The sequence below is a fragment of the Paenibacillus herberti genome (genome assembly GCF_002233675.1).
Taxonomy (GTDB): Bacteria; Bacillota; Bacilli; order Paenibacillales; family Paenibacillaceae; genus Paenibacillus_O; species Paenibacillus_O herberti.
Genome location: NZ_NMUQ01000001.1, coordinates 1,324,867 through 1,346,410 on the forward strand (window position 1 = coordinate 1,324,867; position 21,544 = coordinate 1,346,410).

Genomic DNA, 21,544 nt, shown 5'->3' on the forward strand with positions numbered 1-21,544 from the left:
GGCATGACTTACCAAGGGGGAGCACTATGGGAAAGCCTAATGTGGTGGTCAGTGCAAAAAAAAATACAGGGAACTCGAATCCGAATCGCATCGTGGGATTTTTACAAAAATGGGGATTGCCAGCGGTATTGTTGGGACCCTTTCTCATCCTAATTACTATATTTTTTATAGCACCCGTTGTGTTAATTGTTATTTTGGCATTTACGAATATGGATTCATCTATGGTCTGGGATTTAAACGGATTATTAAACTTCAAGAAGATGGCCTCCGATCCCAACTTAAGCGAAATCATGCTCAATACGGTTTTTTATGTAACGCTCACCTTATCGCTGAATATCTTTTTGGGACTTTCGTTAGCCCTACTGACCACTTATTTCATCAAACAGGAATCGGTCGGGCTGATCATTCGAACGATTTGGATGCTGCCAAGGATTTCACCTCCAGTCGTTTATATCCTCCTGTGGTTATGGTTTTTTGATCCAAGCGAATACGGAGTTTTAAACAGCTTGCGAATGATATTTGATATGCCTCCGGCTAACTTCCTGGCAGATCAACCTATGACAGCCATCGTTTTGGCGAATGGACTTATCGGAGCCTCGTACGGAATGATCATTTTCTCAGCGGCTATCAAATCGATTCCAGGCGACTTGTTCATGGCGGCAAGAGTGGATGGTGCTGCAGAACGATCGATCATTTTTGATATTATTATCCCTGCTGTGAAATGGCCGCTTATGTTCGTTACGTTATGGCAGTTATTGTCTTTGCTCACTTCCTATGAATACATCCTTCTATTGACCAAAGGCGGCCCGTTGTTTGAGACCGAGGTGCTGGCGCTGTATTCCTACCATAAAGCATTCCAAAGTTTCGAATATGGTTATGGATCTGCTGTTGCTCTTGTTCTTGTCGTCATTGCTTTGATCTGCACGTTCATTTTCTGGAGAATATTTGGAATGGATAAAATGATCAAGTCATCGAGAATTGAATAACGAACAGGGGGACGCAAGTTGAAAACACAAAAAAGCCGACTGCCCTCGATGACCGCATATGTCGTCTTGGGCATCATTACACTGCCTATTATTTTGATGTATATTTGGCTGCTTTTAAATTCGTTTACAACTCAGATGAAATATGGGGTTATCCCAACGAATTTGACGCTGGATAACTGGCAGTTCATTTGGTCGGACGTCGTTATCAATGGCACGGAGATGCCAAGTATCTGGACCGCTACGCTAAATTCCTTCCTATTTGCCGGCTCTTTAACGATTTTGGAGTTGATTATCGGCGTGATGGCGGGCTATGCGTTGTCTCGTCTGAACTTCCCTGGGCGTCAGGGATTACTTAAAACAACGATGCTGCTACATGCTTTTCCTAGCGTTGCGTTGCTGATTGCCGTATTTTACATTTTGAACTTTTTAGGTTTATTTGACTCGCTGTGGGGCGTCATTCTTGTCAAAACGGCACTGCAAATTCCGATGACGGCTTGGATCATTAAAGGCTTTTTCGATGATGTTTCCTGGGATGTGGAGTGGGCGGGGTTAATCGATGGCTGCACACGATTCAAAGTGTGGTATACGATTGTCATTCCATTGATCAAGCCTGGCATCGCGGCCGTCGCCATCTTTGCTTTCCTGGCCGGATGGTCGGAGTTTCTGCTCTTGTACACCTTTATTCTAAGCGATGAAAATATTACCTTGGCCGCTTATCTGCAGAAGCTGATGAGCAACCCCAATGTCATCAATTATGGTCTTTTAAGCGCCGTATCCATTTTCTACATGATTCCGGTTCTATTGTTCTTCATCTTCACTCAAAAATCACTCATGCAAGTAAACGCAACGGGAGGAAAAGGTGTATGAAAATCGAGCTGAAGCAAGTAACGAAGGCCTTTAATAAGCAAGGTAATGCCGTTAATGACTTATCGCTCACCATCCAAGATGGTGAATTCGTTGCGCTGCTTGGACCTAGCGGTTGCGGAAAATCAACCACGATGCTAATGCTCGCGGGAATTTACAAACCTACGGATGGCACTATTTATTTTGATAATGAGCCTATTAATCATGTAGAGCCGAAGGATCGGAACATCGGAATGGTATTCCAAAGTTACGCTCTCTATCCTCATATGACCGTGCTCGAAAATATTATGTTTCCCCTTAAGCAGATGAAGGTTCCAAAATCAGAGCGCGTTTTTCGTGCGCATGCAGCGGCCGAACAAGTGCAATTAGGGCATCTGACCGCGCGCAAGCCTAGTGAGCTATCGGGCGGCCAACAGCAACGGGTCGCTCTGGCTAGAGCAATCGTCAAAAAACCTCGTTTGTTGCTGCTCGATGAGCCGCTCTCCAATCTGGATGCGCGGATGAAAATCGAGATGCGTGAGGAGATTCGTCATCTGCAAAAGGAAATCGGAATTACGACGGTAATGGTTACGCATGACCAGGAGGAAGCGATGACGATCGCTGACCGCGTAGCGGTAATGAAGGATGGTTCTCTTATTCAGTACAGTACACCGATGGATCTTTACAATAAGGCTACTAATTTATTCGTCGCACAGTTTATCGGCACACCGCCTATGAACTTCATAAGCGGGGACTTAATGAAGCTCGGCGAATCTTACACGTTTCAAGAAAATCAACAAAGCCGTTTGATTGGCATCCGTCCTTATGATCTCAAGCTTGGCAATCAAGGGAATGTCATTATGAATGCGACAGTAAGCCTCGTTGAGCCTCTCGGCCATTCCAATCTTGTTAGTGCCAGAATTGGCGATAAGCTAGTGCGTTTTTTTGCGGATGCGTCCTATCGAGCTGATCGCGGAACGCCTATTGTATGTTCGGCAGATTTGCAAAAAATCGCTGTGTTCGATAAATCCACCGGCCAAAGCATAGACACCGAGCATTGCATTAAGGAGGCTTTTGCCGTATGAGTCAAGAGTTTGAAGAGTCTTTATTGCAGTCCGCTATCGACTATGCCAAGCAAGCAGGCGAGCTAATCCGTGCCCAAACCGGTAACTGGGACCAGATTCTGGAGAAAAAAAACGGTTCCGATCTGGTTACGAACGTTGATCTACTCAGCGAAGCGCTTTTGAAAAGTCTAATTTCAGCCCATTACAGCGATCATTGGATATTGTCGGAAGAAGATAACGGCGCCTTGAATTCTTACGAAGCCTTGATAAGCAAGGGGGCGGGATACGGCTGGGTTATCGATCCGATTGACGGAACGACGAATTTCATTCACGGCATTCCCCATTTTGCCGTATCGATCGGAATTGTTCGAGATCAAGAGTCGATTATCGGGGTTGTTTATAATCCGCTGACCGAAGAGCTGTTCCATGCGAGAAGGAATGGAGGAGCCTGCCGTAACGGCAAAGTGATCACTTCGGGGAGAGAACAAAAGCTGCAGGAGGCCCTGCTCGCAACCGGCTTTCAAGCCGAGCAGTGGGCACCCCAATCGCTGCTTGTCAAACAAATGGACCATTTGGCTGGAGCCTGCCGCAACCTGCGAATTATCGGTGCAGCCAGTCTCGACCTATGCTGGATTGCTATGGGAAGATTGACGGGATTTTGGCATAAGGGGCTTCATCCTTGGGATACGTCAGCTGGCGCTTTAATTCTTCGTGAAGCCGGCGGGCGATTGACCGATTTTGATGGGAATGAATATGAACTTCATCATGACACCCTTGTCGCATCGAATAGCACGATCCATGACGAGCTTCTAGCTGGGCTTAAAAGGTAGAAAGGAGACAGCATGTCATGATCTCGATTTTCACCTCCGAAATGACATCGGCACATGAGCAATGGATGGAGCTTGTCCGGAATGGGACGATTTCGGCAACGGAGTATTACCAGCTCTCGATTGCTCAGCTTGAATTATTGAAAAAAGCCTGCCCGGAAAATGTGGCCTATATATCCTGGCAGGCGGAGTATTACCATCTCGATGGGAATCTACGTCGTTCTGGCGAGCAATATCGTTCCGTATTGAAGCAGGACCCGCAGATGGAACTTTCGGATCAAGAAATCCGGCTGATCAAGAAATTTTGCCCAATGCTCCACATAACGGCACAGGAATGTTTTCCTCTGATGGATGTGGTGGCGATCCACCATCCAACACTTCCGTTGATCGGCTATCATCTGTTCTGGGCGGATGACTACGATTATCCCGACGATTTTGAGCCATGCGATCATGAGGAAATATGGATTGAGTACAATCCTGGCGAGGAATATGTGACGAGGGTGATGAGCTTTTTCCACAGTCGGGTCATTCAGTCCGAAGCAGCAGCGGAAGAAGCGCGGAACAACGGTCAACGTGCAGTCATCCGTGTTGAATGGGGTAAACATGGCTCGTTGTTAAAAGGATGGGAGGGGATGACGGAGCCGTTGACCGGTGTGCCCATCATGGACTGGTTGAAAAAGACCTATGACCATGTGAGCTCAGGTGGACGAGAGGCTGCTCATCCCCTGAAACGATTCTGGCCCGAGCAATACACAGGCACGTTTGAAGAGTATACCGATTTTTCAATACCAGTTGATCCATTAGACTGGCTCGAGCAGAAGCCGCTAATGTTCAAAACACGCTGGGCTAATGCCATTTTGCAAACCAGCTGTCTCCTTTATAACTTTCATCCAAAGATGGAATGGCCCGAACGCTTTTATCAAAGTGAACGCAATCCATATTAATGGAACGGGGTGGAAGGATGTTTAAGAAACTCATCGTAACTTCGCTTGCCATTTTGTTAACGGTTCCTGCCATTGTTCTCTCGCAAGCAGCGCCTGTAAATGCAAATTCCGTGTATGCAAGTGAAGGGGATGTGTTGGCTCGGTATCAAGCGGTTGCAGAAAAGTTCGCGCCTGATATTCATCAGGAGGTGCGACAAAAAGGGACCAGCAAACCGGGTTACTTAAACTTCACCTACGGCTATGATATTTCGGCCGATTTCATCACGAATGTCAATTATGACGGAGATTGGAAAGCGAATAACAATTGGGATCGCCTGGGTGATTTTCGCACGACGTTGCAATCCTATGTGTACTACGATGTCAAAGAGACAGAAACCCATTATTATGTTAGCTACTGGAACTATTACGCGAGAGATGACAGCGACATCCATCAGGATCGGCATGAGAATGATATGGAGGGTATGTTCCTACTCGTACGCAAAGGACCCCAAAATCTTGGCTTCGGCCAGCCGGTATTCGCTTCGCTCAAGCAGCATGGCACATATTATCAATATCACATTCAAGGTGTCAGCTCAGGCTTTACGAATGGAAACGATAATTTTGACGGTACGATTACGATGCGGGATGGCACACATCCAGAAGTGTTTGCCTCTTCAAACGGCAATGTACTTGAGATCAATACAACACGTTTCGGCCATAATCTAAGCCCCTGGAGTCCGAATAAAGGCTTCGGTGGAATCAAATACCAGGTTGGCTCCACAGCTGCGATTCCGGATCGGACTACGGTTTTGAATGCCTATAACGCCGGCACGTACACGCCTGTGTCTTATCAAGCCGTGCCGCTAACGCCACTGTGGGATCGGCGCACCGAATATGGCGACCCTTATTTATTCGATTCATTCGGGGTATTTAATGGCGGCGATGGAATGGATGACTCTGCGAATGCGCCATGGGGCTCAGGGTATAAGGATCATGACAGCCCGACAGGCCAAGTTTTCTTTGACCCGGCTAATTTGGTCGATTACATGCTGAACAATCTCGGTACCTATTCGTACACATATGTGAAAAGGGACGGGATGGGCAATGATTTACCCGGTGTCTATCTATACGAACATCCTAATCGTCAAGGCAGGATGCTGCATACGACTCAAAACATCGGCGATCTGCGGAACAGCCTCGTAGGGAACGATTCCATCACTTCCGTGTCGATTATTGGATCTCAGTATAACGCTACGTTGTACGCGGATCTCAGCTTTCAAGGGGCAAGCCAAGCCTTCTCAGAAGGTCTCACCAATATTTCCAACGGACCGATGGATGATAAAGCGACTTCAGTTATGGTGAATTGACTACCTTTATATAAGTTCATCTTATCCCGTTAAGACAGCCGACCATTGGCTGTCTTTTTTTGATGGATTGAAATGTTGCAACTTCGTATCATCAGCCGTCGAACTGCAAAGAATGCGGAGTTTGCTCATGAACAGCTGATTAACTTTGAATAATAGACCTAGCACCAATCTATTAAAACCTCCATATACTATGTTACAAAATAGGAGGTGATAGAAATGGCCATTCAATTTTTAGATGAGCGCTTGTCCACTCTTCTCATTGATAGCAGCGGCACCGAACTCCTATCCGATACCCCTTTATTAATTGGAGATATTGGGCTTCAGGTTGTAGCGGCTCAACTTGTACCTGAGCATCTTACTAGTGTTCGAGTGTCTCTGACTGGAATCGTAGGAATTGTATCAATTGAAGGACCTGAAGAAATCAGTTTAAACTTTACGATTAGTATCGAACGAAATGGGACGGATACGTTTGGTTTCGGCACCGTAATATTCGAGGAGGATGTCATCGCGTTCGGAGGAGGAGCACTCACCCCGCTAGTTGTTGTTGCGGGTGACTTCCCTCCTGCAGATGTCGTCATGGCAGGAGAAATTCGCTATACCATGTTTGTCAGCGTCCTTATGGGGACACCAACACTAACCGGTCCAGTGACTTTTAACGGCTCCGCTGCGACTGGAACGACGACTTAGAGTAAAGGAATCCCAAAACTTTTTCCCGTTAAGACAGCCAGTCACTGGCTGTCCAGGCTGTCAAGAAAGTCTCGACAGCCTTCTTTATGTTCAAACTAATCCCCCCTTTTAATTAATTTACAAACATACAGTATGTATGTTAAATTGGAATAAATAAACTCGAAGGAGAGTTGCAAATGAAAATCACCGGCTTTTATCCCGTCCTCATTACAGTGGACGTAACGGCTACCGCTAATTTCTATCGAGAATGGTTTGGCTTCGAGACTGTCTTTGAAGCAGATTGGTATGTCAGCCTGCAGATGAAGAGAGACGAGGAAACGGCGTTCGAGCTAGCCATCCTCGAGCTTGGACATCCCACCATTCCAGCTGCTTTTCGTGACTCAGTCAGCGGATTGATTCTTAACATCGAGGTGGATGATGTGGACGCCGAATATGAACGACTTATAAAAGACGCACAACTACCTCTGCAATTAGATATTCGTGATGAACAATTCGGCCAGCGGCATTTTATAACGAGCGATCCAAACGGTGTTATGATTGATGTCATCAAGATCATCCCCCCATCGGACGCCTTTAATGAGCAATATAGAGAGAAGGTATGGGATGAGAAGAAAGGTTGACCCTAAATGAAAAGAAACAAGGAAGAAACGAAGGAAACCGTTAAAAAGCTGATAGAAGTTGCTCGAAAAAACTTCACGGAGATTGGCTACGCCAATGCTTCATTGGAAGTCATCGCTGCGGAAGCAGAGCTGACGCGAGGTGCAGTTTATCATCACTTCAAGAGTAAAAAAAAGCTGTTTCAGCTTGTACTGGAATCGATTCAGAAAGAAGTCGGAGATCAAGTTGAGCAAGCTGCATCTGCCAGCGAACAAGCATGGGAACAATTGATACTTGGGTGCCGCGCCTTCGTATCATCAGCCGTCGAACCACAAAGGAAACGGATCCTGCTCATTGATGGCCCTTCTGTTTTAGGCTGGGAAACCTGGCGCATCATGGACGAAGAGAATTCAATGCGCCATTTGCGCGAGCAGTTGCAACTGATGCAACAACAGGGGCATCTCAAGCCGCTGCCCCTGCATGCAATGACGCATTTTCTTTCAGGGGCCTTGAACGAATCTGCCCTGTGGATTGCCGAGAACCCGGATACAGACAAGTCTCTTGAAGAGGTGATGTCCGTCATCTCAGCAGTTATTCAAAGTCTTAGCACTCAATGATAGATTTTCAAACATTAACCTAGTACCAATCTATTAAAACCTCCATATATTATGGTATAAAATAGGAGGTGATAGAAATGGCCATTCGATTTTTAGATGAGCGCTTGTCCACTTTTCTCATTGATAGCAGCGGTACCGGATCGCTATCCGATACCCCGTTATTAATTGGAGATATTGGGCTTCAGGTTGTAGCGGCTCAGCTTGTACCGGAGCATCTTACTAGTGTTCGAGTATCTCTGACTGGAATGGTAGGAATTACAGCAATTGAAGGTCCGAATCTAAGCATTACGATTAGTATCGAACGAAATGGGGCAGATGCATTTGGGTCTGGCACGGTAATATTCCAAGAGGATTTCAACTCGCAAGGAGTAGCAGCATTCAGCCCCCTAGTTGTTGTTGCGGGTGACTTCCCTCCTGCAGATGTCGTCATGGCAGGACAAATTCGCTATACCATGTTTGTAAGCGTCATTGATACGACACCAACATTATCCGGCCCAGTAACTTTTAACGGCATCGCTTCGACTGGAACAACGACTTAGAGTAAGGAATTTGAACGATTTTTAGGAGGTGATAGAAATGGCCATTCGATTTTTAGATGAACGGCTATCCACTCTCCAGACCGATAGCAACGGTACCGATCTTATAACCAGTACACCGTTATTGATTGGAGATATCGGACTTCAAGTCGTAGCAGCTCAGCTTGTCCCAGAGCACATAAATAGTGTAATAGTGTCGTTGGTGGGGATGGTAGGGGTTGTAGCAATTGAAGGAATCAATATAAACATTACGATTAGTATCGAACGAAATGGGGCAGACACGTTTGGATCTGGTACCGTAATATTCCAGCAGGTTTTCAACTCGCAAGGAATATCAGCTTACGGTGCGTTCCCTATAGTTGCGGGTGACTTCCCTCCTGCGGAAGCTGTGTTGGCAGGACAAATTCGCTATACCATGTTTGTTAGTGTCTCAAATACGACACAAACATTAGCCGGCCCTGTAACATTTAATGGCATTGCTTCGACTGGAACAACGACTTAGAGTAAAGAAATCCAAAAGTTTTTACCATTAAGGCAGCCAATTACAGGCTGTCTTTTCGTGCTGATAAATTGATGCTTGCCAATAGATGCGGAGTCATGTTTGATTATAGGGAGCTTGAAACGGCGTTCATCTGTTAGGTTAAATCATTACATACAAGGAGCGATCCACAGTTGAGAAGGGCTAGAAATGTAGCAGTATTGGTATATGAAAAAGTGGATTTGCTTGATGTTGCGGGCCCCTTTGATGTTTTTGCCGTGTCGAGCAAATGGGGAGAAGACTTTAACGTGTACACGGTAGGAGAGAGGTCGATTCCAGTGAACACGATAAGCGGTTTGAGTATGAATCCCAGATACAGCTTTGACGACTGTCCTGTACCGGATATATTAATTGTACCGGGGGGCATAGGGGCACGGACAACGATGCACAATGAAGTCATTACGACCTGGATTCGTGAAATGGCCGAGCAGGCTGAGCTTGTATTGTCAGTTTGCACAGGAGCTCTCCTGTTGGCCACAGCTAATCTATTGGATGGCTTAAAAGTTACGACTAATCGCAGAGCCTTTGATCTATTGCGAGAGGTTATACCTCAATCGGCAACGATTGTCGAGAACGTTCGTTATGTTGATAACGGCAAAATCGTCCTGTCAGCCGGTGTTACAGCCGGGATCGATGCGGCGCTTCATATCGTTTCCAGGCTGCATGGTTCAGAGAGAGCTCTCGAAACCGCGTCAATGCTGGAGCATGACTGGAGTGGGCGGCTTATAGTAAGGAGAGCTCAGAGCGAAGATATTGACGCCATGCAGCACTTGTATGTAGAAGCTGCCAAGTGGATTCGCTCCATGAAAGGGATCGTTCAGTGGGGTGAAGAAGACTTTACTCGCGAATATATGGAGCAATTTATCCGTGAAAAAGAAGTTTTCGTCGCTTATATGAATGGTGAGCTTTCAGGCTGCTTCTCTGTCCAATGGGAATATGAAGAAATATGGGGCGACTTGTTCCATGATCAAGCCGGTTATGTGCATCGACTTGCCGTCTCGCGGAATATTAAGGGACAAGGAATCGGAAGCCGATTGCTGGATTGGGCAGAAGCTTATATTAAAAATAAAGGAAAAACATGGATGCGCCTGGACTGCATGGCTGACAATCCAACATTGAATGATTACTATCGGAGCCAAGGGCTAGTTTATTGTGGGAGACATGATGATCCTAGATGGAGCGCGAATTTATATGAGCGTAAAATTAAGTAGATCAATAACCTAGTACCAATCTACTAAAACCTCCATATACTATGTTATCAAGTAGGAGGTGATAGAAATGGCCATTCAATTTTTGGATCAACGCTTGTCCACTTTTCTCATTGATAGCAGTGGTACCGGATCGATTGCCGATACTCCGACACTAATTGGCGATATTGGACTTCAGGTCGTAGCGGCACAGGACATAAATAGTGTTCGAGTGTCGCTGACTGGAATGGCGGGGATTATAGCGAATCCAGAGGCCGATGCAAGCATTACGCTTTGCATCGAAAAAAATGGGACGGGAACACTTGGGTCCGGCACCGTAATATTCCGTGAGGACTTCGACACGAACTTTGTACCCGCATTCAGTCCATTAGTTGTTGTTGCGGGTGACTATCCAACCTCAGCGGAGGTGTTGGCAGGGCAAATTCGCTATACCTTGTTTGCTAGTTCCTCAGGGACGTCGCTTACACTGAACGGTCCAGTGACTTTTAACGGGTCCGCTTCAACTGGAACGACGACTTAGAGATAATAAGCTTTTCCCGTTAAGGCAGCCAATTTTTGGCTGTCTTTTCGTTTTTTTTTTTGCATAAGAATAATGGGAAGACACCTAACACCAATCTATTAAAACCTTCATATACTATTATCAAATAGGAGGTGATAGAAATGGCTATTCAATTTTTGGATCAACGCGTGTCCACTTTTCTCATTGATAGCAGCGGTGCCGAACTCATAGCCGGAACCCCGTTATTAATTGGAGATATTGGGCTTCAGGTCGTAGCCGCTCAGGACGTAAATAATGTTCGAGTGTCGCTGACTGGAATGGCTGGGATTGTAGCTAATTCAGAACTCGATGCAATCATTACACTTACCGTCGAAAAAAATGGGACAGATACGTTTGGGGCCGGCACCGTAGTATTTCAAGAAGACTTCGAAACGAGCTTCGTACCCTCATTCAGTCCATTAGTCGTTGTTGCGGGTGACTTCCCTACTGCAGCGGAGGTGTTGGCAGGGCAAATTCGTTATACCTTGTTTGCCAGCGCTTCAGCGGGTGCATTTTTAGTATCCGGTCCAGTAACTTTTAACGGGTCCGCTTCGAGTGGAACGACGGATTAGAGCAATTAAGCTTTTCCCGTTAAGGCAGCCAATCACTGGTTGCCTTTTCGTTTATTTAACAACCATGAGCCTTACTTCTTGATAAATGAGGAATTGGTCTGGGAGCTGGAAAAGCTGGGATTCGTCATCCTGACCTCAGGGGAATTCTATAAAACTTATTCTAATTTCGGCCTTCATTTTGGAATGGAAATTCGCTTCTGGGAGTTAGAAGCGTTCAACTATGTGTGGACTGCGAGCCCACAAGATTTGAAGAGAGTGCCGCCGGAACTGCTCAGTGACATCCGCAAGGAGCAGCTGCAGCTTTCAAGAGGATATTTTTATTCCGAATCATGGCTTCAGAAGCATGGACAGGCCGAAGTTTTAACCCATACCGACATCGATACTATAGATAACGACGGGGAAAAATGGCTTGTACTTACATATGAAGGCTGGCATTCACTGCAGCATGCTGTCCAAGAATCGTTGATGCAGGCCTTGATATGGGAACGACTCGCTGAACAGCCTTCCTCGCTCCACCATGAGTTGCTGCCTGACTTGCCGTCCCATCTAGAAGCGCTCGTTATGCGTTATGCCAATCGGTTTGCGGATAGTTCCGGGGCCAATTGTTTCGCTGCCACATTGGCGTTTGCTTCCGGAAGAATTGATCACGCTCAATCCATAATCGATTTATGGCTTCATGAAAGTCCTTTCCGTCGTGGTCTGGCCACTCTCGGTTATGGGGTTACCGCAACGTTCGAGGACAAGTCGCAGGTTACAGATAATCAGACCCTAGATGTACTAGTTTGGGAGGATAAACAAGGAATTGGGCAGCATGCCGCATTTTGCCTAACACAAGACTATGTCCTGAACAAGATGGGACAAAGCTGGGTCCAGCCTTGGAGCATTGTTTCCTTTGACGATGTGGCGGATTATAACGGAATTCTATCAAGCGAGGGACGGATTGTTGTTCACCGGAAATTTTAAAAGCAAGGTACCCTTAAACTCGTAAGCCGGGGCTGGGGTGCCTTTTTAATGTCTTCATTGGATCATATTCAAATTTGTCAATTTGTGCTAATATGGACTAAATGTCCATATTTAACACATTCAAATGAAAGTGGGAGGAAGAGCAGATGGAAAAACTAGATCCATCCTTAAAGGCATTGGAAATCATAGAAGCCTGCGCCAAGTCGGGCTCAGAAGGCATAGGGGTTACTGAAATTGTCAACGAAACAGGATTAAGCAGAAGCACGGTGCACAGACTAGTGATCTCGCTTACGGAATCCTTTTATCTGCGAAGGGTTGGAACGAGCAAAAAGTTTAAATTGGGGTATAGGCTGCTTCGATTGACAGATTCTCTAACCAATGACCTGAAAATCAAGGATATTGCCTCGCCTTATTTGCATCAATTGTCTGCAACGACTCAAGAGGCAGTGCATCTAATTCAATTGGATGGCAGTTACGCCGTCTATGTCGATAAAATCGATAGTCCTCAGCCAGTCGGATTGCTCTCCAAAATTGGAACCCGAATTATGCTTCATTGTACAGGGGCAGGCAAGGTGCTGTTGGCACATTTAAGTGTTGAGCAAAGGGCGCGCATTGTTCAAGAAGTCGGACTGCCACCGCAAACTCCTTATAGTATAACGGATGCAGCAAAATTAAATCAGGAGTTAGCAGTCATAAAAGAGCAAGGATATTCAATCGATCGAATGGAAAATCGCGAAGGTATCTATTGTATCGCCGGTCCAATCTACGACCATCGTAATGAGGTCATAGCAGCGTTTAGTGTATCAGGGCCATCCTACCGCTTTTCATTAGAGCAGTTGGATTCCCATATTCCAACTATCAAAGAGACAACGAGGCTGATCTCGGAGCAGCTGGGATTTCAGAACTAAACAGCCCCGTTATCAAAGTCTCGATATTGTTGTCTGAATCAACAAGATTGAAAGGGCTTACAAGTTTTGATTTACTCCGAAAAACGGATGTGATATACTCGGTTTGTACCAAATAAGAGACGTTATCCCATATTTGAAACAAATACGGAGGGAGCGTATTGATGGCACAATCCAGTATTCCAGATTCGTCGAAAAGTTTGAACGGAATTATTTCGGCTATGGTAACACCTTTACTTGCATCGGGCGACGATGTCGATCTGGAAGGTGTCAAGAGCTTAGTATATTTTTTGCTAGACAAAGGGATTCATGGGTTATTCCCGCTAGGCTCAACAGGTGAAGGAGTACTGTTAACCGAAGGCGTTCGAATGAAAATGGCCGAGATGGTTATGCAAGAGGTACAAGGACAAGTACCGGTTATCGTTCATTCAGGAGCTTTCAAAGTTGGAGAAGTCATTCGGCTTTCCAATCATGCCAAGGATATCGGTGCGGATGGGGTGTCCGTTATCCCGCCGAGTTATTATTCCATGGATGAGCAAGCTCTTCTGCAATATTTCTCCATGATCGCTGAAGAACTCGATCCATTTCCGATTTATTTATACAACATTCCTTCCAATGCCAAAAATGCCATTTCCATTCCTCTCTTTGCCAAGTTGTCGCAAAAACATCTCAATATTCACGGTATGAAAGAAAGCAGCATGGACTTCTCTAATTTTTACGAGCTGGTACAAGCGGCGAGACCCGAGCAAATTAAGCTGATGGGTAATGACGACCAAATTTTTGCCTCCCTATGTATTGGCGGAAACGGGGCCATCTCGGCCGGTTCAACGGCCGTACCGGAGCCTTATATCGAACTTTACAGAGCTTATGTTGAAGGAGATTTGTCCAAAGCGTTCTATTGGCAGACGATCTGCTCCAAGGTAAAAAAAATGCTTGTCAAATCATGCCCTGTCGCCCCGCACAAAAAAGTGTTGCAGCTGCGTAATGTGATGGCTGACAAGGTTAGCCCGCCCTTAAGGCAGCTGAATGAGAATGAGTTAGCGGATTTGCAAAGCTCTTTGAAAGACCTCGGTTATTTTAGCTACCCATCTTAATTAAAAAGGGGTACCCGAATGAATATAGGGATTCTTTCAAGCTCTTTTGGTGTGAAGACGCTCCACGAATTAACGCTGGCGATGAGTCAATATGGTTTTCGTACTACTCAGGTAAATTTGAAATGGATTCGAGATATCGATTCATCACCTGGAAAGCTGAGCACAGGGCTTGCCAATCATGTGGCGGAAGCGTTCGAGCTGCATGGGATCCGTATTCCATCCTTAGGCTGCTACACGAATTTAATCCATCCGGATGTTGAGGAGAGAAATCGAGGGATTCGCAGAATAAAGGAGCATATCCGCTTTTCCAGAGATTTCGGCTCCAGCTCCGTCGCTACAGAAACAGGAACGCTCAATATTGAAAACCAATTTGAAGGGCATGCGGGCAATCAAAGTGAGGATAATTGGAATCTGCTTACGGATATTGTTTCTGAGTTGCTTGAGGAAGCGGAAAAATGGGGCGTTCATCTGGCGCTTGAAGGTTTCACCAAAAATGTAATCGATACGACTGAGCGGATGCAGCGCATGCTTGAAAAATACCCGACCTCCAATCTGGGAATCGTTATGGACCCCTGTAACTTCATTGACGAAGCAAATATGGATCAGCAGGAATCCGTTATGGATGATGCGTTCGAGCGACTGGGCGAGCATATTTTACTGGCGCATGCCAAGGATTTCTTGATCTACGAAGGGAAAATGGTTCAGCCCGCTGCCGGTACCGGATTGTTGAATTATCCCCATTATCTGGAGCATCTGCTGCGAAGTAAGCCGCATGTTCATATTTATCTGGAGCATGTACACGAAGATCAAATGCTTCAAGCTTTAGGCATTGTGAGCAATCACATCAAGGGGATAAATGCCGACCAGCAATGAACCCTATACGATCTGAAATGGAGGCTTTTCAATGATAAAAAAGAGGTCAGCTATTGCTCTTTCTTTAATCATTGCTTTTACGATGCTCCTTGCGGCTTGCAGTGGTGGTACGGGTTCGAATGAGCAGGCGGGTGCAAATGGGAAAAAAGGGGATAAACAAACGATCAATTTTATCCATTGGCGCGGTGAAGATACCGAAGCGTTCAAAAGCATCATCGCTAAATTCGAAAAGCAAAATCCGGACATTAAGGTTGACATGACGGTGTACAGTTCCGGGGACCCCTACGCGAATGCTCTGCAAGCGATGATTTTATCCGGGGAAGGAGCCGATGTGTTTGTCTCCGCTCCAGGTGCACAATTCAATAACTTGCTGAAATCACAATCCTTCGAGGATTTAAGCGGCTCTCCACTGCTGGAAAACTTCACTCCGGAGCTGATCGAGGCGGGGAAATCGGACGGTAAACAATATGCTTTACCTTATCAGCTCGTTTACAATGTTCCCGTTTACAATAAAAGCTTGTTCGACAAACTAGGAATTCAGGTGCCAAGCGATTGGGATGGATTTCTCGCGATGTGCCAAAAGCTGAAAGAAAACGGCATTACTCCGATTCTCTACGGTTACGATGTATCGCCGGGACAACTGATCAACACGCTTGTAATGAACAATATGCCTGACAAAGATACGTTCACGAAATTTCAAACGGGTGAAGTTAAAGCTACGGACCCCTGGTTCGTCAAAACACTGGAGCAATTCAAACTATTGGTTGATAAAGGATACATCCTGAAAAATGCAACAGGCACCAAATATGAGGGAGCGCTGGCCCTCTTCGCTCAGGAAAAAGGCGCGATTCTTGCCGCAGGATCGTATGCGATGGCGACCATTGCCAAGCAAAATCCGAATATTGAACAAGGTTTGCTGGCCCCGATCACAACTTCAGCTGCCGATATGAAGTATGAAGGTATTCACACGACAACGTTCATGTTGGGCGTTAATGCAAAATCCAAGTACAAAGAAGGGGCAACAAAATTTATTGAATTCCTCACAAAACCTGAAATCGCTTCCGAATATGCAAATGCTACTGGACAATTGCTGACTGTCAAAAATGTTAAGTATGAAACGAAAGAATTAGGCATCCAAGGCCAGTGGTCGTCGAAGAAAACCGTGTTCCAGCCAAGGCTGATCAACACGAACAAAAAAATAGAAACGGCGCTTAACGAATCATTAAATATGATTGTTAGCGGAACAAGTGTGGAGAAGACGATCTCCACAACTCAAGCGGAAATTGACCGCAACCTTACGAAATAGGCGGGGAGACACAGGGGGCGCTCTGCCCTCATCTTCCAAGAGAAGGGAGAGGCGCTCATTTGAAAGCGAGAAACGGAACATTATGGCTTTTCATTCTTCCAGGCTTAATCTTGTATTCCATATTTTTTATCCTGCCTGCGGGTTCCTCGCTGCTGCTCAGCTTAACCAATTGGGACGGCATGACATACCGCTTTGATTGGGTTGGCTTGAAGCATTACGGCGACCTCGCACAAGATCCCATATTTGGCAAAGCATTAAGCAACAACGTCAAGTTCAGCTTAACCGTGATCATCTTCCAATTCGGCCTCTCCTTATTTTTTGCCATCCTCGTTATGAAAAACACCAAGCTGAACGTTTTCTATCGAACGATATTTTTCTTTCCAACGGTCGTTTCATCGGTATCGATTGGCTTCATATGGATGTTCGTCTACGATCCCAATATCGGCTCATTAAATCTATTGCTGAATTCGCTAGGTCTCGATTCACTTGCCCGCTCTTGGCTGGGAGAGCCCAATTTGGCCATTTACAGCATCGCATTTGTGCAGTTTTGGGGTCATACCGGCCAGGTCATGATTATTTTTATCGCAGGTCTGCAATCGATTCCGAAGGATCTGTACGAAGTCGCCAATATCGAAGGGGCAAGCAGATGGAATGCGTTCCGTTATGTTACATGGCCATTGCTAGCACCATCTGCAGCCATCGTGCTCGCTTATACAACGATCCAATCTTTTAAATCATTTGACCTGATTATATCCATGACCGATGGTGGACCTAACAATGCCAGTGAAATATTGTCTACGTTTATGTACCATCAGGCCTTTACCTACTATAGCTTCGGTTATGCGACAGCTTCCGCTGTTGTGCTGATGCTGATCATCATGGTCGTGACCTACTTCCAATTCCGGCTGCTCAAAGCGGATCGCGTCGTCTATTGAACACCTTAAGTTAAAGTGGGGTGATAAAAATGAAAGCGCTAGCCGGAAAAACGAGTAAACAAGTGCTGCTGATCACGTATGTTTTGATCGTACTGCTGCCATTTACCGTTATGTTTTTCGCTACCTTTAAGTCGATGTCGGGACTGTTTCAGGACCCATTCGGTCTACCGGAATCGTTTGCGCTAACGAATTATTTTGAATTATTCCGTCAAGAAAATATGCTTCTCTACTTCAAAAACAGTGGAGTCGTCACGCTTTTCTCCATCACATCCATTCTTTTTATGTCGAGCTTGGTCGCCTTCGGAATAACCCGAATGTCCGGCCGGAAGGCTGCACTGTTATTTGCCTTCTTTTCACTAGGCATGACGATTCCTTCCCAAACGAGCATTATCCCGCTATTTATTATGATGTCGAAGCTAGGGTTAACGAACTCGCAATTGGGGCTAGTACTCGTAGAAACGGCGTTTATTATCCCGATTGGCGTGTTTATATTAACCGGCTTTATGAAAACAATTCCGCAAGAGATGATTGAAGCTGCACAGATGGACGGAGCCAACGAATGGTATATCTATCAGCGCATAGCGATGCCAATTTCCCTTCCTTCTGTCGCAACACTGGCAATTTTTGCGCTGATGATCGTGTGGAACAACCTGTTACTACCGCTATTGCTGCTCAAATCGTCAGCGCTTAAGACGCTGCCGCTGAAATTGCTAGAATTTAAGGGCGAATACTTGACCAATTATCCTTTGCTCTTTTCAGCTGTCGTTGTCATTTCGATTCCGATGATTGTCCTGTATATATTTTTACAACGTTATTTCATTGAAGGCGTAACCGCAGGTTCGATCAAAGGATAAATGAAGGAGTGATATGGATGAGAGCTGTGCAAATCGGTGTCGGCAGCGAAACGTTCGGAAGAACGTGGCGAAAAGGGTTAATCCAAATTGATGGCGTTGAGATCGTCGGATTAGTCGACCCCAATCCGTCTTATTTGAAAGAGGCGCGTGAATTTTTTGGTCTGCCGGAAGAGAGCTGCGCAAGCTGGGCGAGCAAAGAGTTTTACGACCGGGTCCAGGCTGATTTCATTATCGATTCAACGCCCCATGCGTTCCATTACAAAAATGCGATTGAGGCCATGAGGTTCGGGTTGAATGTCATCGTCGTCAAACCGATGAGTGATAGCTTTGCGACGGCAGACACGATGGTTAATGAAGCGACTCGATTAGGGAAAAAGCTGGTCGTCGCCCAGCAAATCCGCTTTATGGAGTCGGTGCTGCAGCTACGCAAGCTAATTGGCGACGGCATGATTGGAGATATTGCCTACATTCAGGCGGACAGCTATTTTACCAAACAGGGACCTGTAAGGGATAAATGGTACCAGCCGCATCCGCTGCTGCTAGAATGCGCGATCCATCAGTTCGATCTGATTCGCTGGATATCGGGACTAGAACCCGAATCGGTCATCGCCGATGCTTGGAATATGCCGTGGAATGAAGAGGTATGGGGGAAAAAGAGTGCGATTGCCTTATTCCACATGAGTAATGGCAGCAGAGCATTATTCCGCGGGTTATCCACCGACCAGCCAGGAGAGAGCTATCCCGGACATTGGGAGATTGAAGGAACCAAAGGTGTGCTCAGCTTGGTTAAAGGCAATATTTTGCTGAACAGTGAAAGAATCTGGCCCGCTGAAGAGCAGAGCGAAGCCGAGCTCGACATTCTTACCTTGAATGCTGAGGTGCTGAAGGATGCATTGGCTTATTTTGCAGGCTCCGAGACACCGGTCCTTACAGGGGCGGACAATTTAAAAAGCTTGAAGATGGCTTTTGCTTGCATTGAGTCGTCGGACAAAGGATCTAAAATCCACTTATAGCCTATTTGATCCTACTAGATAAGGTTGGAGGGAATAGAATGTCGAATGATCAATCGGGAGCCGGGCAGAAGATAACAAACGAGAAGACGGCCGCCGAGCCCTACAACGTAGCACCTAGCGATTATGAGGGTTATATGCAGGAAGCGCGCAACCACGACCGCGATTTATGGGAGAACAATGGATGGGGCATTCGCTCGATTGAAGGAGAGCATGACACTCTGGTCTGGACTTCGCCTTATCATTTTCGTTCAAGGCCGGAAAAGGGTCCCTTTGCATTCGAGGAAGCAAGCATTTTACAGACGATGGTAGTCGACGTTCATTACACCAAAGATCAGAAACAGCAGATGAACGACAATGATTTTCACCTCACAGGCTGGAATGGAGTCGAAGATCTTAGACCTGCCAGCGATCTGACTATCCGCAGTGAGCAGGATCGGACAGTATGGGAAATCGGCGGTATGACCTACGAGGCTGCGCCTCCTATTTGGAAGGTACACGGCAAAGATCGCAAAATAGAGTACGATTTTACATTTAAGGCGAATGATCCGGCAATCTGGATGACGGACCCGACCAAGAGCGCTGTAGAGATCGGTGACCGCTGGCACATGATCTATGTGGATGCAGACGGCAAGCTGGTGACACCGAATAGAACGATACCAGTATCAGGTATGGCCTGGCATGAACGGCATGTTCATTTGTCCACAACCTATGATCCAGCGTCGTTATTAAAGGGCAGAGGGCTCGTTATTCACAATGCCTTTTCACGAGATTTTCAAGTGTTTTTCCTGGCCCGTCCGGATTTAGGTGTATATCGTGCCAAGGTCATCAGCCCGGGCGGATTGATCGATTTCTACGGAGAGAGCGAGATTCGAATGACGATGGACCGGCACTGGATCGATCCGCGAAGCAAATTTGAAATTCCATGCGCTTGGACTATCGAGCTGGAGAACGAGCAAGGCAAGCTAAGCTTGAGCGTGACCGGTTTTGCTCGCTCCTACTATTTATGGAACAACTTGCGCCGAGGCGTAAACGTGCTGTACTGGTGGCTTGCAGAATCCAATGGAGTATGGACCGACAAGCGCACTGGAACCACGACAAACCTTACCGACCTGAAACATGTCGTGCATGCGAACCGGGCTTTTTACCATTATTCCAACTAAGAAAGGTGGGATGGAAGTATGAAGGCAATCCTGCGCGAGGTTAACGTTTATGGCGTCAAGGTGCCTCGGAAGGGAACCTGGTCGCTGCATCGAGGGACCATTCCTACCCACTCGACATTCACTCTAGTAAAGCTAGTTTCAGAGGATGGAGTGGTAGGGTGGGGAGAGGCGACCATTCCGTTCCCGACTATAAAACCTTTGATCGAGTATTACCTGTCCGATCTGCTAATCGGGCGTAATGCGCTGGACATCGGCCACATTCATGATGAGATCGACCGTGTAGAAATGATGGTGATGGAGCGAATCGGCTTCTGGAATCCGGCGCGCGCGGCAATCGATATTGCGCTTCATGATATGAAGGGCAAATATCTCGGTCTTCCGGTGTCTGGGCTGCTCGGCAGCTCTTACCGCGATCGAATTCCGATGATCAAAAATGTCGGCATCGGCGACGTGAACAACTCGGTTCAAATTGCCGAGCGTCTTGTCGAAGAGGGCTATCGCACGGTGAAAATTCGTGTTGGAGCGGATGAAAAGCTAGATGTTGCCCGAATTACGGCTCTGCACAACCATCTCGGACCCGACATTCCCATCCGGGCCGATGCCAATCAGGCTTGGAATTTGAAACAAGCGGTCTCCATTATTAAGCGGATGGAGGCGAATGGCCTGGAAAGTATTGAGCAGCCGCTGAAGCGTTGGGATATTAACGGCGCACGCGAACTAATGTCGCTTATCGAAGCACCAATCATGGCCGATGAGGGCTTTTGGACGTTGGATGAAGCGATGGCGCTTATGCAGAATAGAGCCGTTAATATTTTGCATCTGTATTTATCCAAATGCGGCGGGTTATATCCAGCAATGCAAATCGTTAATGCAGCTCGCGCTTTTGATGTTGATGTGACGCTTGGCGAACGGCTGCCGCTCGGCATCTGCGAAGCAGCGGACGCGCATTTTGCCGCTGTTCTGCCGAAGCTGCGATATCCTTGCGCGATCTCATACGATCTCAACGAGGATGATTTGCTCACGAGTTCTTTGCAACGATCGGCCGGTTGTCTCCATGTTCCGGAAGGGATTGGGCTCGGAATTGAGGTCGACGAGCATAAAGTGTCCTTCTACTCGGAGTAATTGACTCGCCACCATG

The 21,544-nt window shown here is 46.5% G+C and carries 24 protein-coding genes; all 24 read left to right on the forward strand.

The window, feature by feature from the left end; translation table 11 throughout:
- Positions 1-26 precede the first annotated feature (26 nt).
- Entirely contained in the window at positions 27-986 is a 960-nt protein-coding gene (locus CGZ75_RS06145) for a carbohydrate ABC transporter permease (protein ID WP_245850721.1), read from the forward strand.
- An 18-nt stretch (positions 987-1,004) separates the two neighbouring features.
- Positions 1,005-1,853: a carbohydrate ABC transporter permease gene (locus CGZ75_RS06150; protein WP_245850722.1), complete on the forward strand. Its 849-nt coding sequence runs from the start codon at positions 1,005-1,007 to the stop codon at positions 1,851-1,853.
- On the forward strand, positions 1,850-2,914 hold the full coding sequence (locus CGZ75_RS06155; RefSeq protein ID WP_089523354.1) for an ABC transporter ATP-binding protein: 1,065 nt from the start codon (positions 1,850-1,852) through the stop codon (positions 2,912-2,914). Before CGZ75_RS06150 ends, CGZ75_RS06155 begins: the two co-directional genes overlap by 4 nt.
- Complete coding sequence (locus CGZ75_RS06160; protein WP_089523355.1) at positions 2,911-3,723, forward strand: inositol monophosphatase family protein; 813 nt, start codon at positions 2,911-2,913, stop codon at positions 3,721-3,723. Before CGZ75_RS06155 ends, CGZ75_RS06160 begins: the two co-directional genes overlap by 4 nt.
- A 17-nt stretch (positions 3,724-3,740) precedes the next feature.
- Positions 3,741-4,664 carry a hypothetical protein gene (locus CGZ75_RS06165; RefSeq protein ID WP_089523356.1) on the forward strand — a complete coding sequence of 308 codons (924 nt, stop codon included), beginning with the start codon at positions 3,741-3,743 and terminating at the stop codon, positions 4,662-4,664.
- A gap of 17 nt (positions 4,665-4,681) precedes the next feature.
- On the forward strand, positions 4,682-6,010 hold the full coding sequence (locus CGZ75_RS06170; RefSeq protein ID WP_089523357.1) for a hypothetical protein: 1,329 nt from the start codon (positions 4,682-4,684) through the stop codon (positions 6,008-6,010).
- A 216-nt stretch (positions 6,011-6,226) separates the two neighbouring features.
- On the forward strand, positions 6,227-6,697 hold the full coding sequence (locus CGZ75_RS06175; RefSeq protein WP_089523358.1) for a hypothetical protein: 471 nt from the start codon (positions 6,227-6,229) through the stop codon (positions 6,695-6,697).
- A 176-nt stretch (positions 6,698-6,873) separates the two neighbouring features.
- The gene (locus CGZ75_RS06180) at positions 6,874-7,317 is read left to right on the forward strand and encodes a VOC family protein (protein ID WP_089523359.1); all 444 of its coding nucleotides are present in this window, start codon (positions 6,874-6,876) and stop codon (positions 7,315-7,317) included.
- A 6-nt stretch (positions 7,318-7,323) separates the two neighbouring features.
- Positions 7,324-7,911: a TetR/AcrR family transcriptional regulator gene (locus CGZ75_RS06185; protein ID WP_089523360.1), complete on the forward strand. Its 588-nt coding sequence runs from the start codon at positions 7,324-7,326 to the stop codon at positions 7,909-7,911.
- A 77-nt stretch (positions 7,912-7,988) separates the two neighbouring features.
- On the forward strand, positions 7,989-8,450 hold the full coding sequence (locus tag CGZ75_RS06190; protein WP_089523361.1) for a hypothetical protein: 462 nt from the start codon (positions 7,989-7,991) through the stop codon (positions 8,448-8,450).
- Positions 8,451-8,487: 37 nt separating this feature from the next.
- Positions 8,488-8,949: a hypothetical protein gene (locus CGZ75_RS06195; RefSeq protein WP_089523362.1), complete on the forward strand. Its 462-nt coding sequence runs from the start codon at positions 8,488-8,490 to the stop codon at positions 8,947-8,949.
- A 170-nt stretch (positions 8,950-9,119) separates the two neighbouring features.
- Positions 9,120-10,196, forward strand: a complete 1,077-nt coding sequence (locus CGZ75_RS25095) for a GNAT family N-acetyltransferase (protein WP_176444695.1) — start codon at positions 9,120-9,122, stop codon at positions 10,194-10,196.
- A 67-nt stretch (positions 10,197-10,263) separates the two neighbouring features.
- Positions 10,264-10,713 carry a hypothetical protein gene (locus CGZ75_RS06205; RefSeq protein WP_089523363.1) on the forward strand — a complete coding sequence of 150 codons (450 nt, stop codon included), beginning with the start codon at positions 10,264-10,266 and terminating at the stop codon, positions 10,711-10,713.
- A gap of 140 nt (positions 10,714-10,853) precedes the next feature.
- Positions 10,854-11,303 (forward strand): hypothetical protein, encoded by a 450-nt coding sequence (locus tag CGZ75_RS06210; RefSeq protein WP_089523364.1) that lies wholly within the window; start codon positions 10,854-10,856, stop codon positions 11,301-11,303.
- 78 nt (positions 11,304-11,381) lie between these two features.
- The gene (locus CGZ75_RS06215) at positions 11,382-12,266 is read left to right on the forward strand and encodes a hypothetical protein (RefSeq protein ID WP_141136677.1); all 885 of its coding nucleotides are present in this window, start codon (positions 11,382-11,384) and stop codon (positions 12,264-12,266) included.
- Between the two features lie 146 nt (positions 12,267-12,412).
- On the forward strand, positions 12,413-13,174 hold the full coding sequence (locus tag CGZ75_RS06220) for an IclR family transcriptional regulator (protein WP_089523366.1): 762 nt from the start codon (positions 12,413-12,415) through the stop codon (positions 13,172-13,174).
- 161 nt (positions 13,175-13,335) lie between these two features.
- Entirely contained in the window at positions 13,336-14,265 is a 930-nt protein-coding gene (locus tag CGZ75_RS06225) for a dihydrodipicolinate synthase family protein (protein WP_089523367.1), read from the forward strand.
- Between the two features lie 18 nt (positions 14,266-14,283).
- Positions 14,284-15,138 (forward strand): sugar phosphate isomerase/epimerase family protein, encoded by an 855-nt coding sequence (locus CGZ75_RS06230; RefSeq protein WP_089523368.1) that lies wholly within the window; start codon positions 14,284-14,286, stop codon positions 15,136-15,138.
- Positions 15,139-15,169: 31 nt separating this feature from the next.
- Positions 15,170-16,444, forward strand: a complete 1,275-nt coding sequence (locus CGZ75_RS06235; protein ID WP_089523369.1) for an ABC transporter substrate-binding protein — start codon at positions 15,170-15,172, stop codon at positions 16,442-16,444.
- A gap of 59 nt (positions 16,445-16,503) precedes the next feature.
- The gene (locus CGZ75_RS06240) at positions 16,504-17,379 is read left to right on the forward strand and encodes a carbohydrate ABC transporter permease (protein WP_089523370.1); all 876 of its coding nucleotides are present in this window, start codon (positions 16,504-16,506) and stop codon (positions 17,377-17,379) included.
- 29 nt (positions 17,380-17,408) lie between these two features.
- Positions 17,409-18,233: a carbohydrate ABC transporter permease gene (locus CGZ75_RS06245; protein ID WP_089523371.1), complete on the forward strand. Its 825-nt coding sequence runs from the start codon at positions 17,409-17,411 to the stop codon at positions 18,231-18,233.
- Positions 18,234-18,250: 17 nt separating this feature from the next.
- On the forward strand, positions 18,251-19,246 hold the full coding sequence (locus CGZ75_RS06250) for a Gfo/Idh/MocA family protein (protein ID WP_089523372.1): 996 nt from the start codon (positions 18,251-18,253) through the stop codon (positions 19,244-19,246).
- A gap of 38 nt (positions 19,247-19,284) precedes the next feature.
- Entirely contained in the window at positions 19,285-20,406 is a 1,122-nt protein-coding gene (locus tag CGZ75_RS06255) for a hypothetical protein (protein ID WP_089523373.1), read from the forward strand.
- Positions 20,407-20,424: 18 nt separating this feature from the next.
- The gene (locus CGZ75_RS06260) at positions 20,425-21,528 is read left to right on the forward strand and encodes a mandelate racemase/muconate lactonizing enzyme family protein (protein ID WP_089523374.1); all 1,104 of its coding nucleotides are present in this window, start codon (positions 20,425-20,427) and stop codon (positions 21,526-21,528) included.
- Positions 21,529-21,544 lie beyond the last annotated feature (16 nt).

Bases quoted from the DNA above. Each gene is read 5' to 3' on its own strand.
- CGZ75_RS06145 (WP_245850721.1), top strand. From the start codon at position 27: ATGGGAAAGCCTAATGTGGTGGTCAGTGCAAAAAAAAATACAGGGAAC.
- CGZ75_RS06155 (WP_089523354.1), top strand. From the start codon at position 1,850: ATGAAAATCGAGCTGAAGCAAGTAACGAAGGCCTTTAATAAGCAAGGT.
- CGZ75_RS06160 (WP_089523355.1), top strand. From the start codon at position 2,911: ATGAGTCAAGAGTTTGAAGAGTCTTTATTGCAGTCCGCTATCGACTAT.
- CGZ75_RS06165 (WP_089523356.1), top strand. From the start codon at position 3,741: ATGATCTCGATTTTCACCTCCGAAATGACATCGGCACATGAGCAATGG.
- CGZ75_RS06170 (WP_089523357.1), top strand. From the start codon at position 4,682: ATGTTTAAGAAACTCATCGTAACTTCGCTTGCCATTTTGTTAACGGTT.
- CGZ75_RS06175 (WP_089523358.1), top strand. From the start codon at position 6,227: ATGGCCATTCAATTTTTAGATGAGCGCTTGTCCACTCTTCTCATTGAT.
- CGZ75_RS06180 (WP_089523359.1), top strand. From the start codon at position 6,874: ATGAAAATCACCGGCTTTTATCCCGTCCTCATTACAGTGGACGTAACG.
- CGZ75_RS06185 (WP_089523360.1), top strand. From the start codon at position 7,324: ATGAAAAGAAACAAGGAAGAAACGAAGGAAACCGTTAAAAAGCTGATA.
- CGZ75_RS06190 (WP_089523361.1), top strand. From the start codon at position 7,989: ATGGCCATTCGATTTTTAGATGAGCGCTTGTCCACTTTTCTCATTGAT.
- CGZ75_RS06195 (WP_089523362.1), top strand. From the start codon at position 8,488: ATGGCCATTCGATTTTTAGATGAACGGCTATCCACTCTCCAGACCGAT.
- CGZ75_RS06205 (WP_089523363.1), top strand. From the start codon at position 10,264: ATGGCCATTCAATTTTTGGATCAACGCTTGTCCACTTTTCTCATTGAT.
- CGZ75_RS06210 (WP_089523364.1), top strand. From the start codon at position 10,854: ATGGCTATTCAATTTTTGGATCAACGCGTGTCCACTTTTCTCATTGAT.
- CGZ75_RS06220 (WP_089523366.1), top strand. From the start codon at position 12,413: ATGGAAAAACTAGATCCATCCTTAAAGGCATTGGAAATCATAGAAGCC.
- CGZ75_RS06225 (WP_089523367.1), top strand. From the start codon at position 13,336: ATGGCACAATCCAGTATTCCAGATTCGTCGAAAAGTTTGAACGGAATT.
- CGZ75_RS06230 (WP_089523368.1), top strand. From the start codon at position 14,284: ATGAATATAGGGATTCTTTCAAGCTCTTTTGGTGTGAAGACGCTCCAC.
- CGZ75_RS06235 (WP_089523369.1), top strand. From the start codon at position 15,170: ATGATAAAAAAGAGGTCAGCTATTGCTCTTTCTTTAATCATTGCTTTT.
- CGZ75_RS06245 (WP_089523371.1), top strand. From the start codon at position 17,409: ATGAAAGCGCTAGCCGGAAAAACGAGTAAACAAGTGCTGCTGATCACG.
- CGZ75_RS06250 (WP_089523372.1), top strand. From the start codon at position 18,251: ATGAGAGCTGTGCAAATCGGTGTCGGCAGCGAAACGTTCGGAAGAACG.
- CGZ75_RS06255 (WP_089523373.1), top strand. From the start codon at position 19,285: ATGTCGAATGATCAATCGGGAGCCGGGCAGAAGATAACAAACGAGAAG.
- CGZ75_RS06260 (WP_089523374.1), top strand. From the start codon at position 20,425: ATGAAGGCAATCCTGCGCGAGGTTAACGTTTATGGCGTCAAGGTGCCT.